Raw genomic sequence first — 16929 nt, 5'->3', positions numbered from 1 at the left:
TATAACAACCATTCAAAAGGGGAGGATTTACACATGGCGAAATGGTATTTCCGCAAATGGTTCGGGAAGCCGGCGCTCGCGGTCTTGCTGGCGGCAGGACTGCTGGCGGGCTGCGGCAGCCCGGGAGGCTCCGGAACCGAAGCAGGCGGCCAGGGCAGCGAAGGGGGAAATGACGTAACAAAGGTCAAGGTGTTCAAAAGCCACATGGGGGTCGGCACGATTCCGGGTCCGGACAATCCGCATGTTCAGTACGTGGCTGAGCGCACCGGGGTCCAATATGAGCTGGTTACGACCCCGCCGGGCTCGGAGCCGACGGAATTTTTGAATCTGATGATCGCCTCCGATGATCTTCCGGATATTTTGCGGCCGATCGGCGGCATCGAGCAGACGTTGATCCGGCAAGGGGGCGCGCTTGCGCTGGACGATCTGCTGCCGCAGTATGCGCCGAACGTGTGGAAGAACATTCCGCAGGAAGCGTGGGATGTCGTGCGATCGGCTTCGCCGGACGGAAAAATCTACTATGTGCCGAAGGTGTTCCTCATGCCTGAGCGTGCGCCGATGATCCGCCAGGATTGGCTCGACAAGGTCGGCATGCCGATGCCAACCACCACGGAGGAATACAAGCAGGTGCTGGCCGCGTTCCTGGAACAGGATCCGAACGGCAACGGCGTAAGGGATGAGCTGCCGACGTCTGGCCGGGAATTCGGCAAATGGATGGACCATTTGTTTGCGATGTATGGCGTAGCCATGTGGGAGGGCAGTCCGGAATGGGACGTGTATGACGGGAAGATCCAATATGCCGGCGTCACGGACAACATGAAGGCAGCGATCGGGTTCATCCGTGAGCTGTACGCCGAGAAGCTGCTCGATAACGAGACGTTCCTGAACAAGGGCGATGTATGGACCGCCAAAATCAACAACAACCTCGTCGGCAGCTGGTACCATCTTCCGGCGAACCTGCGCGACCGCTTTACGGCGATTCAACAGAAAGCCCCGGATGCGTATGTCGTCGGCATGCCGCTTCCGAAAGCGGAGGGCTATGAGGGATATGTCACGCAAAAAAGCATGGGCGAGCCGGAATGGATTATTCCGACTAAAGCCGAAGCCAACGCCCCTGCAGCGCTGAAGCTGCTGGATTTCTTCTATGACCGTTCCAACGACGAGTTTATCCGGTTCGGGATCGAAGGATTGCAGCATGAGGTCGTGGACGGCAAAAAAGTGCTGCTCCCGCCAGAGGACAGCCGGCCGCTCGCCCTTGGCATGCGCAACCTGACGACCGAGGAGGACATGAACATCCGGATTCAGGAGACGATTCCGGAAGACATGCAGCAGATGGTCAAGGATATTTTCGAGGTAAGCACCGCGGACGCCAAGCGGATTGCCGGCGACGGGCTGCCGAGCACCGTGTACGAGGGATATCCCGATATTCAATCCCATAAGCTGTTCCAGGAATACTTGACCAAGATTGTCATCGGCGAGTGGCCGCTGGAGAAGTTCGATGAATTCGTGGAACGTTGGTATGCGTCCGGAGGGGAAGAAGTCACCAAGCGGGTTGAGGAATGGTATTCGAGGATGTGATGCTAATGAAGAAGAAATATGCGATATGCGGGGTAAGCGGACGGGCGCTTGGGATGTTTGCGAAGCCGATCTTGACGACGTATGCCCCGCGGTGCGAGCTGGTGGCGCTGCTCGACACAGACCCGGAGCGTTTTGAGCTGTTCCGCACACGTTTTCCGGAGCATCCGGCCATCGCTGTTTACGGCGAAGAGGAGTTCGACCGCATGATCGAGGAGACGAAGCCGGACGTCGTGATCGTAGCGGGACGGGATGATACGCATGCGCGTTATATCGTCGCCGCGCTGGAGCACGATCGGGATGTCATCACGGAGAAACCGATGGTCACGACCGGGGCGGACGCCCGGCGGGTGCTGGAAGCGGAAAGGGCAAGCAAAGGCAACGTAACCGTCACATTCAATTATCGTTATGCTCCCGTTCATGACAAAATCAAGGAAATGGTATGGGAGGGCCGGCTTGGCCGCATTACTTCCGTGGATTTGAACTGGTACCTGGATACGTATCATGGAGCAAGTTATTTCAAAAGATGGAACCGCCGGCGCGAGCTTTCCGGCGGCCTCTCCATCCACAAGAGCACCCATCATTTCGACCTCGTCGGCTGGTGGATCAATCAGCGGCCGGTTGAAGCTTTCGCTTACGGGGCGCTTCATTATTACGGCTCCGAAGGCGAGCTTAACCCGGAGCGGGTGGACGGCCGCCATTGCGGCACCTGCACGGCAGCAAGCCGCTGTGCCTACTACATGCGCTGGAATGCGCGCCATGTGAAGGATGATCACCTCGGTCTCCTTGCGGCGGAAGGGCGGCAATTTCCTTACACGGGTTACCGCCCGGACCAGTGCATCTTCGACTCCGAGATTGACATCGAGGATACGTATGCGGCCGCTATCCGATACAACGGGGGCGCGCTGCTCAGTTATTCCGTCAACTTCTCGCTGCCGTACGAAGGCTACCGCCTGGCGATAAACGGCACGAAGGGCCGCCTGGAGACGACCGAATACCATGCTCCGTCCAGGACCCCGTTCCCTACGCCGGTCCAGACCATCGATTATTTCCCGTTGTTCGGCTCCAAAGAAACGATCCATGTGGTGCATCGGGAAGGCGGGCATGGAGGAGGCGATCCGCTGCTTTTGAATGATCTGTTCCTGGGTGAGGACCGATCCAGGCCCTATTCCGTCTTATCGGGGGCAGCTGACGGCGCGTATTCGGTTGCAACAGGGGAAGCCGTGTGGCGCTCGGCCAAGGAAGGGAAGCCGGTGGCGATCCAGGATGTGCTTGCAGGTTGGAAAGGAGAGCTGACAAAAGCATGAGCAAACAGGATAGCAGCGAATATTTCGATCCGGCGGAGGGCTTGGCCTACCAGACGGAGGGAGGCTCGATTGAGCATGCTCTTACGGTCATCGCCCAGCGTTATGTAGGGGATCATCCTCCTCACCCTCCGGTGTACCGGGTTAGCCGCAGCGGGCCGATTCGCAAGCGGGGGGATCACGCTTACGTATTTCCGATCGGGGACATGTTTCCAGAGATGACGGAAGATCAGGTGGTTTATGCCTGGGGGAAGCTATGGGTCCGGGAAGGGCACACCTTTGCCTTCCTGATCCAGAGCGACGGACCGGTACGGCTGTATCATAACGGCAGAAAGCGGTTCGGCTCCGCGCAGGGCGAGGCGGCGGATCCGGACACGCCGGTCAGAATCGGGATCCAGCTCACCGAAGGGTGGAACCACTTCGTCCTGGAATTCCGTCCTGGACCCGGGGGAGCCGGAGGTGTATTCGGCACGAGCAACCGCAAAAACAAACCGTATTGCTTTCTGGCCCCGTCAACGGAGAGGGAGGGGGAGGAAGGCTGGATTGTGACGCGGCCGCTCTCCGGTCCGCTTCCGGTCATCCCCGGTGTCGTGGAGAGTGAGTCGTTCACGGGAACGGACTGGCTTCCTGCACGAGCGGAACATGAGGGGGCGGAAGCTGGCGGCCGGAAAGGCTTAATGTCCGTCATGTATGGCGAGAAGCCGGGATATGCCGCATATGCCTGGGCGGCTATCGTTAACCGCAGCTTGGCTTCGGCCAATGTAACGGTGTCCGGGACCGCCTACGGACCGGTGCGGTTTGAATGGAACGGCCGGGAAGCCGGCTTCTTCCCCGAGGCTGGAAGCTTCCGCTTCGTGCTCGATGCCCCCGCAGGACGCGGAGAGCTGACGGCCCGGTGCGAATGCGGTCCGGACGGATGGGGATTTCAAATCGATGAGGTCTCCCCAGCCGGGATGCTGTGCGCGCCCCGCAAGGTGCACGGCCTCAAGGGAGAATGGCTGTATCTCGGCCCATTCCGTGCGGATGCGGAGCTTGAGATATCCGAGTATTTTGGCATGGATACCCTCGCTCAGCCGGGCGGGGAGAAGCTGTTCTGGACGGGAGGCGAGCCGGGCGCATGCATCCGGCCGTTTCTGGAGAACGAGCTGTTTGGCCGATGGAATTATCCGCTGGGCGTCACGCTGTACGGCCTGCTTGAAACGAGCAAAACGCTGCATCGCTCTGATCTTGAGCATTACGTTCTGCGGCATGTCGAGTTCGCTACCTCCCATTACGAGTACGCGTTATGGGACCGGGAACGGTTCGGCGCAGCCGGGCTGAACAATCAGCTGTCCGATATCGACAGTCTGGATGATTGCGGCTCCTTCGGCTCGCTCGCCATCCTCGCCGACCGCCTTCGGCCGCTGAAAGGGGCTCGCCGGGCCGCTGACGATATCGCCCGGTATATCATGACCGTTCAATCCCGGCTGCCGGACGGCGCCCTCTACCGGGAGGTCGGCGTTTCCCGCAGCATGGACCTGACGATGTGGTGCGACGATATGTATATGAGCGTGCCGTTTCTATGCCGGTATGCGGAGCTGACCGGCGACTCCCGCTATTTGGACGAAGCGGCAAAGCAGCTGCTGCTGTATAAGTCTTACTTGTATATGCCGGATTTGCAGCTGATGTCGCATGTCTACGACGTACGGCAGGGCCAGCCTTCCCGTACGGTATGGGGCAGGGGCAACGGATGGGTATTCTTCTCGCTGGCCGAGCTGCTCGCCGTGCTTCCGACCGGCCATCCCGACTACGAGCCTCTTCTGCAGTTCTACCGTGAGCTGGCGGAAGGGTACCGACGGGTTCAGGGCGCAAATGGGCTGTGGCACCAAGTGCTTACCGATCCCGAATCCTATGAGGAAGCGTCGTGCACCGCAATGTTCATCTTTGGCATGGCCCGGGGTGTTCGGCGAGGCTGGCTTCGGTCGACACAGCTTTACGCGCAGGCGGCCGTCTCGGGGTGGGAGGGCCTGACCGCCCGGGCGATTGACGGCAAAGGCAATGTATTCGGCGTATGCAAGGGGAGCAGCTGGTCCAACTCCCACTCGTATTACAAACACGACCTGTCGTGGAATGTGAACGACACGCACGGCATCGGCATTGTGCTTCTCGCCGGCGTCGAACTTCTTCAATTGTTGCGTCATACAGCACGGGAATTGGAGTACGGCGGACAGCTGAAGGCATCAACGGTGCCCGGCGAGACCGGTGGGTAGTCCGGGGGGACGCAGGTCCACTATAAGTTTAAAAAGGGGAGCGGAAACAAGAGGAAATGAAAACGCTTAATCCCTAATGACGGCAGGAGCGGAGCGTAAGCTATAATGGAACCAAACTGGTAGTAAAGCGGGGATGGATATGTTCCAAACGATCGGTAAGTGGCTCAAATATTCGCTGGCCCAGACGCAGGCCCGACTGGTGCTCATTTTGACCGTATCCGTATTCTTGATCATTTTGGCCGTCAGCCTGACCTCCTATTACACCTCCAAATCGGTGCTGCAGGAGGAGCTGAGCGAGCCGCAGCATCAAATGCTGCAGATCAGCATGAAATTCATCGACGACTCGATCCGGGAGAGCGACAAAATCGCGGTCCAGGTCGCCGTGAACGAGCATGTTTACCATTTCCTGACGAGCGAGAACCAGAATTCGGTCTCCAATATTTCCACCTTGTACCGGCTCCTGTCCACTTGGATCAACAATTCGGAATACATCAACAGCATATACGTTTATGACATCGAGCGGGGCAGCTTCGTTTCGCTGCCTCAAGGCTACAGCTCCAGCAGGCTGACCTTCGTGGACTCCGAGTGGACCAGCATTGCGGATGAATTCGGTGACGATATGATGACGATCCGCAAGCGGCATGTTCCCGAGGGGGCGGGGAACAAGGGCTCTGAGCTGACGCTGTTCCGAAAGATCATGATTCAGGGCAAATTTCGAGGCATCGTAGCGGTGAATTTGCGGGAAACGGAGCTGTTTGCCAAGCTTAACCCGCCCGCGCTTTCGCAAGTGGACAGCATGCGGTATATCGTGGATCAGCAGGGTCATGTGCTGTACTCGGTCTCCAACTCGGAGTTTAAGCCGGATGCCGTGACCCAGGCGCTGAACGAGCTGAAGGAGGACCGCTTCGGCGACTTTGTTCATGAAGGGCAGAAGCTGCTGGTGAACCAGATCGAATCACCGCTCACCGGCTGGAAATATGTCTCCATCGTGTCGCAGGACAGTTTGCTGGCCCAGTCCAAGAAGGTGCGCGACACCGTGCTGTCCGTCTCTGTAGCTGCCCTGGCACTGGGAGCGCTGACGATCCTGTACGTGAACTCGGCTGCATTCCGGCCGGTGCGGCGGCTGAAGCAGTTGTTTAGCGCCTACGAAGGGAAGACGTCCAGCCCGGACCGCATCGATCTGGAGAAGCTTGCGGGCGAGCTGCTGAGCAACCATGCCCATCTGTCCCAATTGGTTCGGGAGACGATCCCGGATGCGGCGTCCAAGTTTTTACACGATATCCACTCGGGGCATATGAGCGGACGGCGTGAAATCAGGGAGAAGTGGTCCCGTTATTTTGCCGAATGGACCGATGCTCCGGTGACGGTAGCCGTGCTGTCGATTGACCGTTACGACTCGTGGTCGCGCCGGTTCCCGGCAAGCGATCATTCCTTGCTCAAGTTCGCCTTGGCCAATATCATAGCCGAGCTGCATGAGCCGAAATGGCGGGTCGCCTGCGCCGATTTCGGGGCAGACCGAATGGCGATTCTCCTTCAGCCTCAGATGGCCGAAGGACGTCCGCCACTGGCTGAGGCGATCGAAACGGTGTCCCGGCTGCTGAAGTTCAGCGTATCTGCGGGCATGAGCACGCCGCAAAGCGATGTCTGCAAATTGAAGCAGGCCATGCTGGAGGCGGAGAATGCGTTAACCTACCGCTTATACAGAGGCTATGGCCAGCTCGTGCCGTTCCAGGACGTATCCGCCCATGAGGTAACCGACACGCAAGCGCCGGAAGACGGAATACGGGAATTGCTGGCCGCCGTGGAGAGCGGGGAAGGGGAAAAAGCGGTGGCCCTGCTGGAGCGTATTGCCGGCAATATCCGCAGTCGATATTGGTATCCGACGGAAGCGCTTGCCGCGCTGCAGTCTTTATTGGAACGCTTGCAGGGACTCTGCCCGGGCGGGGAAGGAGCCGAGGCAGAATCGGCCGGTCGGCTCGCCACGATGTATATCGAGGACATCGAAGCGGAGCTGACGGGCTTGATCAACGCATTGTCCGAACGCTACCGACGCTTGATCGGAAGCAAGGATTTTATCCTGTGCCAGCGGATGATGGAATACATGGAGCAGCATCTCGGAGAGCCGATCGGCATTCCGGAAATCGCCGACTCCATCGGCATCAGCAGCAGCTTGGCCAGCCAGCTGTTCAAGCAGGAGACCAATGAAACGATTTACAACTACTTAACCCGGCTGCGGATGGAACGCGCCGGGGAGCTGCTGGTCAAGACCGACCGGAAAATATCCGATATCGCCCTGATGGTCGGTTATCAGCACGAGAACAGCTTCATCCGGAGCTTCCGCAAATTCAAGGATATCACCCCGGGAAAGTACCGGGATATGATGAGAACCCGAATGGACGCCTTATACGAATAACAGGGCATGTCCACAGCATGGAAGGAGAGCATGGAGATGGAGAGAAAGCAGATTGTACAGCGACATCATCCGGAGTTCGACAGGCTGAATCCATTATCGCCGCTGTCGGTCGGCAATGGGGAATTCGCGTTTACCGCCGACCTTACCGGGCTGCAGACGTTTCCCGAGCAATACGAGGTGCCGCTCGGGACCCAATCGAACTGGGGCTGGCACTTTACGGGGGGACGCCGCCGATTCGATTGGAAGGATGCCGCGCTACAACCGTTTGACACACATGGCCGCCAGGTCGGTTACCCGATGAAGCCCGGGGATCGGGAGGGGGCATATCAATGGCTGAGGCAAAATCCCCATCGCCTTCATCTCGGCCGCCTGGCCTTCCGATTTTTGGATGAGTCGGGAGAGGAGCTTGATTACGGTCATGCGGGCGGATTTCGGCAAAAGCTCGACCTCTGGACCGGGGTCCTGTCTAGCCGCTTTACCGTTCGCGGGGTGCCTGTCGACGTGACTACGGTTTGCCATCCTGATGCGGATATGCTGGGCGTGAAAGTCGTCTCGCCGCTTGTTGGCAAAGGGCAGCTGCAGGTATTTATCCGCTTTCCCGCACCGGATATGACGAACGCCTCCTGGTCCAAGTCCGTGAAGCTCGACTGGGCGAATGACCATCGCCATGAAACGGTTCTGCTCCGGCAGGAGGATGGGGCGGCCTGGATCGAACGAACGATGGATGAGGACCGCTATGCCGTCCGGTGGCAGTGGAGCGGGGGGCGGCTCGAGCAGACGGGTCAGCATGAGTTTACGCTGCATCCGGAAGGAACGGGCGAAACGCCTGTCGACGAGCTGGCGTTCTCCGTCGGATTTGCCCCGGGTACGCCCGCTGCGGCCGAGGTGGAAGACATAACGTCAGCCAGCGCCCGTCACTGGGAAGCCTTCTGGCAGGGCGGGGGGGCGATCAGCTTCGAAGGCAGCTCCGATCCGCGGGCCTTTGAGCTGGAGCGGCGGGTGGTCTTGTCGCAATGGCTGTGCGCCGTTCACAGCGGCGGCTCCATGCCGCCGCAGGAAACCGGCCTTATGTACAACAGCTGGTTCGGCAAAGCGCATCTGGAGATGCACTGGTGGCATGCGGCACATTTTGCGTTATGGGGCCGGGCTTCGATTCTGCGGCGCAGCATGGACTGGTACGACCGCATCCTGCCGATCGCCCGCGAGCTGGCCAGGATGCAAGGCTATGAGGGAGCCCGCTGGCCGAAGATGGTGGGCTTTGACGGCTATCCCTGTCCGTCGCCCGTCGCTCCCGGCCTGATCTGGCAGCAGCCGCATCCGATCGCGATGGCGGAGCTGTGCTATAAGGCGGAGCCGACAACGGCGACACTGCGAAGACTCCGCGACATCGTGTTCGAATCGGCTGACTTTATGGTGTCCTATGCCCATTGGAATGAGGAGACCGGCGCTTTCGATCTCGGTCCGCCGCTCATTCCTGCGCAGGAATGCCACCCTATGGACGGCAGCGTCAACCCGCCGTATGAGCTGGAATATTGGAGATATGGCCTTCATATTGCCGTGAAGTGGGCCAGCCGCATGGGGATCCGGCCGAATCCGCGCTGGGCGGAGGTAGCAGGCAGGATGGCATCGCCGCCGCAGAAGGATGGCGTCTATTTGGCTCATGCGCTGGCCCCAGACACGTTTACGGCGAAGAATCATGATCATCCGTCCATGCTGTGTGCGCTGGGCGTGCTTCCGGGCAGGCTGATCGACCGGGAAACGATGCGCCGTACGCTGAAGAAGGTGAAGGACGTGTGGCAGTGGGAGACGGCATGGGGATGGGACTTTCCGGTATGTGCCATGACGGCGGCCAGGCTTGGGGAGCGCGATCTGGCTGTCGATTTTCTCTTGATGGACGAAGTGAAGAACACGTATTTGCCGAATGGGCACAATTATCAGCGTCCCGGCTTGTCCGCATACCTGCCTGGCAATGGCGGGCTGCTTGCGGCGGTTGCCATGATGGCCTGCGGCTGGGAGGGCCAGGAGGACCCGGGCGCACCCGGATTTCCGTCCAGCGGCTGGAATGTACAGTGGGAAGGATTGAAGCCGTGGTTGTAGCATTGTGAAGCATTGGATGAACCCTGGTTCAAAGGATGGGGAAAACGCTGGACTGGAGGAATGCATATGGCAAAAGGAACGGTATGGCAACCGGAACGGAGGCAATACCGGGACCGGTTGACGGGAGTTGAGGTCGCGCAGCTGACCGACTACAAGGCACATAGCCACCATTTGTATTTTACGGAAAACGGATGGTATGACGGGGGACGGCGGCTGCTGTTCGTATCGGACCGCGGAAACAGCGCCAACCTGTACAGCATGGAGGTGGAGAGCGGCGAGATGCTGCAGTTGACCGATTATCCGGACAATGATGAGCTCGATGCCTGTCTGCAGCCGGATGGGACCGCGGCATTCGTCCGGGTGGGCCGAAGCGTACGCCGGCTCGATCTTGCAACGCTGGAGGAAGTGGAGCTATATGAGGCGCCTCAGGGCTACACGATCGGCAATTTAAGCTGCCCGGCTGACGGCCGGTCGGTGGTTACGTGCATCCAGGAAGATCTGTCGGACCGGATCAAGCTTGATCTGGGCAATGGCTACGTCGGCCACCGCGAGTTGATGCAGGCTCAGCCCCACAGCCGGATCATCCGGCTGGATGCGAAAGGGAGGACGCAGCCGGAGACGCTGTATGAAGAGCATAACTTCATCACCCATATTAACGCTTCGCCGGTGGAGCCGTGGCTGATGACGTTCTGCCACGAAGGCCCCTGGCATGAGGTGGACCATCGCATATGGGGGCTGGATCTACGAAGCGGAGAGGTTTGGAAAATCCGGGAGCGCCTCGAGCCGGGAGAGAAAGTAGGCCATGAGTTCTTTTATCCCGACGGCGTAACGATCGGGTATCACGGCTTTCGCGTAGACGGCACGAATTTTTTCGGCAGCATCCGGTATGACAATACGGCGATGGAGGAGACGGAATTCGGCTTTGATACGTGGCATGCGTATGCCGATGGCCTCGGGCAGGCCGTCGTTGACGGCAAGGGGGCGGTCCGCACGCTCTCGGTGTGGCGCAAGGACGCCGGCGGGATATATCAGGGGCCGAGCATGCTGTGCGAGCTGCGGTGCAGCTTTCACTCCCAGAAGGTGCATGCGCATCCGCGCTTTGATCCGGAGGGCAAACGGCTGCTGTTCACAAGCGACAAAAACGGCTACGCCAACCTGTATTTGGTTGATATGCCCGAGCAGTTCGATACGCTGCCCCCGTTCTCGGTCTGAAATGAAGAGGGAGGAGTGATTTTACCTTGGCAGAAGCAACGGTTATGGAACGGATGCCGGTCCGCATCGGCGACACGATTCTGTCCGCCTGCGTGGACGGGTATCATCCGGGCATCGCCAACAAGTGGGGATATGTGGCCGGGATGGCTTTAACCGCGCTCGGAAGGCTCGGTGATTGGACAGGTGAGCAGCGGTTTCATGAGGCGGTTAAGCGCCATATGGATGTCTTTATCCGGGATGACGGCTCGATCGCAGGGTACACGCTTGAGGAATACAATCTGGATCATATCAACAAAGGCAAAAATCTGCTCCGCCTGTGGCGGACCACGGGGGAAGCCAGGTACCGCCAAGCCGCTGAGCTGCTTGCGTCCCAGCTGATCGGGCAGCCGCGGACGGATGAGGGCGGTTTTTGGCACAAAAAGATTTATCCGTATCAGATGTGGCTGGACGGTCTTTATATGTCCTCTCCGTTCATGGCGGACTATGCGGCTGCGTTCGGGGAGCCGGAATGGTTTGACGAGGCAGCACGGCAGCTGCTGCTTATCGAGCGGCGGACGCGCAATCCGGAGACGGGGCTGCTGCATCATGCCTATGACGAGAGCCGGGAGCAGCGCTGGTGCGATAAGGAGACCGGGCGCTCGCGGCACGTCTGGGGACGCGCCATGGGGTGGTATGCCATGGCGCTTGTGGATGCCCTGGAGTTCTTCCCGGTCCGGCATCCGCAGCGCGGGCAGCTGATGGGCATTTTCGAGCGGATGGCCAATGCCATTGTACGGGTTCAGGATCAGGCAAGCGGGTTGTGGTATCAGGTCATGGACTGCAACGGCCGGCAGGGCAACTATCTGGAAGCTTCCGGTTCCTGCATGCTGACCTACGCTTTGGCGAAGGGCATTCGCCTCAAGTATTTGGCCGAAATCGACCGGGAGGTCGTGGAACGCGCCTATGAAGGCATTAAGAAGCGTTTCGTTACCGTGGACGGGGAGGGCGTCCATCTTCACGGCATTTGCCACGGCGCAGGACTTGGCGGGCGAAAATACCGTGACGGCTCTTATGCGTATTATATAAGCGAACAGGTTGTAAGCGACTCGTTAATGGGCGTCGCTCCGCTCCTGCTTGCCAGTATGGAAATGGAGAGACTGCAGGCGGAAGGGGAAGGCGGTCATCCTCAATGAGTGCCGGGAATCTGCTGACTTTGCGATATCCGGCATCCTGGTGGCGAAATATGTGGCGCGAGGCGCTGCCATCCGGGAACGGCACCATCGGGGCCTCCGTCTTCGGCGGGGTTCAGGAGGAGACGGTGCTGCTGAACCATGAAGGATTATGGCATTGGGGACGGAAGGACCCGCTGCCGGATGTCAGTTCTGCACTGCCGGAAACGCGAAGGCTTATGGATGAAGGACATTATGACGAAGCCAGCTGGAAGCTGGCGAATGCATTGCGGGAGCGGGGATACGGCACCAAGCTTGCCTCCCGGTTTCCGCTGGCGGCGATCCAGCTGCGGATGCCCGGAAGCCGGGCATTCCGGGAATACCGGCGTACGCTCGACATGGAGACAGGGGAGGTATCCGTCCGGTGGTCCGATGGTGCGGCCCGATATGCCCGGCGGCTGTTCGTTTCCCGCGCGGATTCGGTCGTCGTTTACGACATCCGCCCCGGTGAGCCTGTATGGGAAGATTGCTCCCTTTCCGGTGCACGAGCCGAGCGAGAAGGCGATCCCGGGGATGGAGGAGGAAAGCTCCGCACCGTATCCGGCGAGATTGGACTGATACTCTATCCGAGCGACCGCTGGGGGGATTCCCCCGAATTTAAGGAGCTGGCCGATTCGGTAACCATTCAAGCCGAAGGCTGCTATATCCGATATGCCGCCCGCAACGACGACGGGGAAGACTTCGGGGCCGTGCTGCGGATCATCGGCGAGGACGGGCGCGTCCATACCGGCAAGGAAGGGACGACGATCAGGTTTGAAGCGATGCGAAAGGCGCTGGTTCTTGTAAAGGTATTTGTCGGAGGGCGGCGTGAAGACCAGTGGAAGCGGCTCGAGCAGGAGCTTGCCGCTCTTCTGGATGCATGCGAATATGAACGGCTTCTCCATCGGCATGCCGAGCTGCATGGGTCGTTGTTCCATTCCGCGGCCTTGGAGCTGGACGGAGCCTCCGATGACGGTCGCTCGAACGAAGAGCTGCTGCTGGAAGCCTATGAGGGCGAAGCCCCTGCCGCGCTGGCCCGCAAAATGTGGGCGTATGGCCGGTATCTGTTCATCAGCGGGACGGGGGCGGATTCGGGTCCGTTCGGGTTATACGGCCTATGGGGCGGTGACTACCGTCTGGTCTGGTGCCATCATATGGCAAACGAAAACATCCAGATGATGCACTGGCATGCCAATGTCGGCGGATTGTCTGAACTGGTCAAGCCTTTATTCCGTTATTACGGCGGCCTGATGGAGGATTTCCGCGAGAATGCCCGCAAGCTGTACGGCTGCAGAGGGATTTACATTCCGGCAGGTACCACGCCCGGGATCGGCTTGCCCAGTCAGATCGTGCCCGTTATCTTGAACTGGACCGGGGCTGCTGGGTGGCTGTCCCGGCATTTCTACGAGCACTTTTTGTACACGGGGGATACCCGGTTTCTTCAGGAGGAGGCGCTGCCGTTTATGCAGGAGGCCTGGCAATTCTATGCCGATTTTGCGACGGAAGGGGAGGACGGTTTCCTCAAGCTGTATCCTTCGGTTTCACCGGAGAATACGCCGCGCAATTTTATGCCCGAAGACGGCAGACAGCTGGCTCACCCCATGCCGACGACGGTGAATGCAACGATGGACATAGCCATTCTGAAGGAATTGCTTACCCATCTCATCGAAGCGGGCAGAGCGGTCGGCGTTCCGGAAATGGAACAAGCCGAATACGAACGGATGCTGGCAAAAATTCCTCCCTATCGGACGAACCGTGACGGCGCCTTGGCGGAGTGGCTGGATCCCGCCTTCGACGATCGCTATGATCATCGGCATCTTTCGCATATCTACCCGCTGTTTCCCGGTCATGAAATTACCCGGGAATCGTCGCCCGAGCTGTTCAGCGCCTGCGAGAACGCGGTGCGGCTGCGCCGCATCGAGGCGCAAAGCGGCTGGTCGCTGGCCCATATGGCTTCCATCTACGCCCGGCTTGGCGATGGGGATCATGCGCTGGAATGTCTGGATATGCTGGCGCGCTCCTGTCTGCTGCCTAATCTGTTTACGCTCCATAACGATTGGAGAGGCATGGGGATTTGCATGGATATGCCTGCTGCCCCTGTTCAGCTCGATGCGAATATGGGATGGGTTCATGCGGTGCAGGAAATGCTGCTGCAGGTATCATCGCGTATGGTTCGACTGCTTCCAGCCCTGCCTCAGCGCTGGCGCAGGGGCCGGTATGCCGGTTGGAGATTCCATACGGGGCAGATTGCCGCCGAGTGGGATGCCGATACCGGATGGCTGCAGGCCGAGCTTCACGCCGAGCGACAAACCGATACCGTCGTTTCCTTGCCGGAATGGGCCGGAGCATGCTCATTCTCCGGAGAAGGGGATGTTCAGCCGTCGGAGCAGGGCCGCCGCTGCTTCGCTGTACGGCTGAGGCCTGGAGCACGGCTCACGTTCCGGTGCCGTCCCGATCGGTAAAGCGGGAACCACGGGTTCCCTAAGAAGCGCCGGTTCGGCGAACCGACCGGTTTCGCCTGCCCCGCATAACCAGTAAACGAAGAAAGGCACCTTTCGAACCCCGGCCTTGGGCCAATGTTCGAAGGTGCCTTTTTTGAGATACCAGCAAGTATAAACTTTGAAGGATCGAATGCCTGATATCGCAGGGAAAACTTCCGCTAAACGCGGTCAGTCTTCTTTGAGCGTACGTCGACAGACCTCTCTCTTATCGTTCATGCATGAGATAAAAAATCGGATAAGTTCAGGAAATTCAAGACGCTGTCAATCGGAAGCTTACTTCAACTGAACGCCGAATACCGAGCCCGGTGCACCGGCAAACACGATCGTGCCGTTCTCCGGCAGCTTAACTTCGTTCGAGCCGCTGACAAGGGAGTAGTTCAGGACCGTTCCCAGTTCGTCATAGACGGCAAATGCGCCTTCGGCAGGCAATGTGACGGTAAGGGTCTTGCCGGCCGCTCCTTTAGGAACGGTATACCATTTGGCGTATCCGTCGGATTGAATGGTCACCGTGGATCGCTTGCCCTTATACAGGGATTTGATGCCGTCCTCGCTCATATACAGCGTTCCGGAAGCGTTGAAATACTCGACACCCTTTTCTTTGGTGAACTCGATGTCCAGCGTATCCCGGCTGCCCGTGCCCGGAACGTTGTGCTTGGTCGTTGCCCGGTCCCGATCGGTGATTGCCATGTCGAGCATATAACCTTTAAGCTCAGGATTGCGGGCAATTTGCATGGTCGGCTTCGTCATGAAGTAGGCGATGGACGTGTATTTTTCGTTCAGCGGATAATAGGTTTTGCCCTCCCGCTTGCTCCAGGCCGCCTCGACGTCAGGGGTCAGCTTGTTCTCATCCAGTTTTTCGGCAAGATATTGGGAAATCGCTACCTGTCCGAGCTCCGGAACGGTGGCATATTGTCTTACCCAGAGATAGGTTCGGCCGTTGTCTTCCGTGACGAAGCTGGCTTTAATCGTGCCGGCCTCATCGACGAAGGCACCATCCTTCGTATAGATATACTTTTCTTCAGGATAATTGGGCACTTGCGGGACCGAGAGGCTGAGGACGCCTTTTGGATCCAGCTTCACCCGGATTTGCTGCTTGGAAGCACCGTAATAGCCGTCATACTTCAGCAGGTCGCTTGGCAGCTCGGCTTGCACCGGCTTGCCGAAGGATTTGTCGGGCTTGAACTCTTTAATCGTTCCCTTTTCCTTCAAAGCATGCAGCAGCAGCTGGGTTGCCAGCAGCTGGTTCGTCGAGCTGGAGCCGCCGGATGACAATACAGCCGCAGCCATGTCCTGCTCCGGAAGCACGATGAGGGAGGCATGGTACAGGATCGTATCGCCGCCCTTTACCTGAGCCTTCATGCCGTAGTCGTTAAACGGATACAGCCGCACGCTGTCCCAGCCGAGGCCGAAATCGAACGAGTTGTCCGCATCCTCCGGCCACAGGCCGCGCTTATACTCTTCCTGCTCCATCGCGCGTATGGAGGACTCCGAAAGAATGCCCTTGGCTTCGCTGGTGAAGATGGTGCCGAACTTGACGAGGTCTTCCGCCGTGGAGTAGATGCCCCCGGTTCCGATCACGTTGACCGTCTCATTCGGCAGCTGCTCCGGATACGTCGGATAATACAAGCCTGCCATTTGATCGAGATCCAGATTGTCCTGCGACGTCTTGGTATGGTTCATCCCCAGCGGCTGCGTAAAATGCTCATGAATGAATGCGGTAAAATCTTTGCCGCTGACGCGCTCCACCAAAATTTCAGCCAAGGTAAAGCCGTCGTTGCAATATACGGAGAATGCGCCCGGATCTGCTTTTAACGTCTGGGTGGACAGCTGCTCAAGCAGCGTGTCGTGTGCGTAGGTGTCGTTATCCTCGAACAAAAAGGCGTTCCCAAGGCTGGAGCCTTGCAGGCCCGAGGAATGGTTAAGCAGCATGCGCGGGGTGATCTTCTTGTAGCGCTCGTCTTTCATTTTGAATTCGGGTATGTACTGGACCAAAGGCGTATCAAGATTAATTTTTCCGGCCTCCACCAGCTTCATCACCGCTGCGGTCGTAAACACTTTGCTCGTGGACCCGATGCCGTACATCGTATCCTTCGTGAGCGGAATCTTTCCTTCTATATCGTTCATGCCCGATTGGCCCGATGCTTTAATCTCTCCGTTGTCGATTAGGGCATATTGGACGCTGATCGTACCGTACTGCTCGGTAAGAAGCGCCGCTTTCTCCGCAGCGATCTCCTTAAGTCCTTTGGCCGAGGCCGCCGGGTCACCGCTTGCAGCCATGACGCCTGATGGGACCAACAGGGTAAGCGTGAGCAAGCCTGCCAACATTCGTGAAAGTCGTTTCTTCAATGATAAACCTCCTTATGGTTGATGTATCACTTAGTACGTTTTACC

Annotated in this window: 9 protein-coding genes; 8 read left to right on the top strand and 1 reads right to left on the bottom strand. The window is 58.6% G+C overall.

What is annotated here, in order from left to right; translation table 11 throughout:
* The first annotated feature begins 33 nt into the window (after window positions 1-33).
* From NSQ46_RS29505 to NSQ46_RS29470, 8 genes are all read left to right on the top strand, one after another.
* Window positions 34-1578, top strand: a complete 1545-nt coding sequence (locus tag NSQ46_RS29505; RefSeq protein ID WP_342575788.1) for an extracellular solute-binding protein — start codon at window positions 34-36, stop codon at window positions 1576-1578.
* A 5-nt stretch (window positions 1579-1583) separates the two neighbouring features.
* Complete coding sequence (locus NSQ46_RS29500; protein WP_342575787.1) at window positions 1584-2882, top strand: Gfo/Idh/MocA family oxidoreductase; 1299 nt, start codon at window positions 1584-1586, stop codon at window positions 2880-2882.
* The gene (locus tag NSQ46_RS29495) at window positions 2879-5128 is read left to right on the top strand and encodes a glycoside hydrolase family 88 protein (protein ID WP_342575786.1); all 2250 of its coding nucleotides are present in this window, start codon (window positions 2879-2881) and stop codon (window positions 5126-5128) included. The genes NSQ46_RS29500 and NSQ46_RS29495 overlap by 4 nt, the downstream gene beginning before the upstream one ends.
* Before the next feature lie 139 nt (window positions 5129-5267).
* A complete protein-coding gene (locus tag NSQ46_RS29490; RefSeq protein WP_342575785.1) occupies window positions 5268-7541 on the top strand; it encodes an AraC family transcriptional regulator in 2274 nt (757 codons plus the stop codon).
* A gap of 30 nt (window positions 7542-7571) precedes the next feature.
* Window positions 7572-9638, top strand: coding sequence for a glycoside hydrolase family 65 (locus NSQ46_RS29485; protein WP_342575784.1), 2067 nt, complete (start codon window positions 7572-7574; stop codon window positions 9636-9638).
* 66 nt (window positions 9639-9704) lie between these two features.
* On the top strand, window positions 9705-10850 hold the full coding sequence (locus NSQ46_RS29480) for an oligogalacturonate lyase family protein (RefSeq protein WP_342575783.1): 1146 nt from the start codon (window positions 9705-9707) through the stop codon (window positions 10848-10850).
* A 26-nt stretch (window positions 10851-10876) separates the two neighbouring features.
* The gene (locus NSQ46_RS29475) at window positions 10877-12022 is read left to right on the top strand and encodes a glycoside hydrolase family 88 protein (protein ID WP_342575781.1); all 1146 of its coding nucleotides are present in this window, start codon (window positions 10877-10879) and stop codon (window positions 12020-12022) included.
* Window positions 12019-14499: a glycoside hydrolase N-terminal domain-containing protein gene (locus NSQ46_RS29470; RefSeq protein ID WP_342575779.1), complete on the top strand. Its 2481-nt coding sequence runs from the start codon at window positions 12019-12021 to the stop codon at window positions 14497-14499. The genes NSQ46_RS29475 and NSQ46_RS29470 overlap by 4 nt, the downstream gene beginning before the upstream one ends.
* Window positions 14500-14811: 312 nt before the next feature.
* Here the strand turns inward: NSQ46_RS29470 and NSQ46_RS29465 are convergent, their stop codons facing one another.
* Complete coding sequence (locus NSQ46_RS29465) at window positions 14812-16884, bottom strand: serine hydrolase domain-containing protein (protein WP_342575778.1); 2073 nt, start codon at window positions 16882-16884, stop codon at window positions 14812-14814.
* Window positions 16885-16929 lie beyond the last annotated feature (45 nt).

It is taken from the genome of Paenibacillus sp. FSL M8-0142 (genome assembly GCF_038597315.1).
In the GTDB taxonomy this organism is placed as follows: Bacteria; Bacillota; Bacilli; order Paenibacillales; family Paenibacillaceae; genus Paenibacillus_AQ; species Paenibacillus_AQ lactis.
The sequence above is the reverse complement of the archived record's forward strand: the minus strand, read 5'-3'. Positions and strand labels throughout refer to the sequence as shown.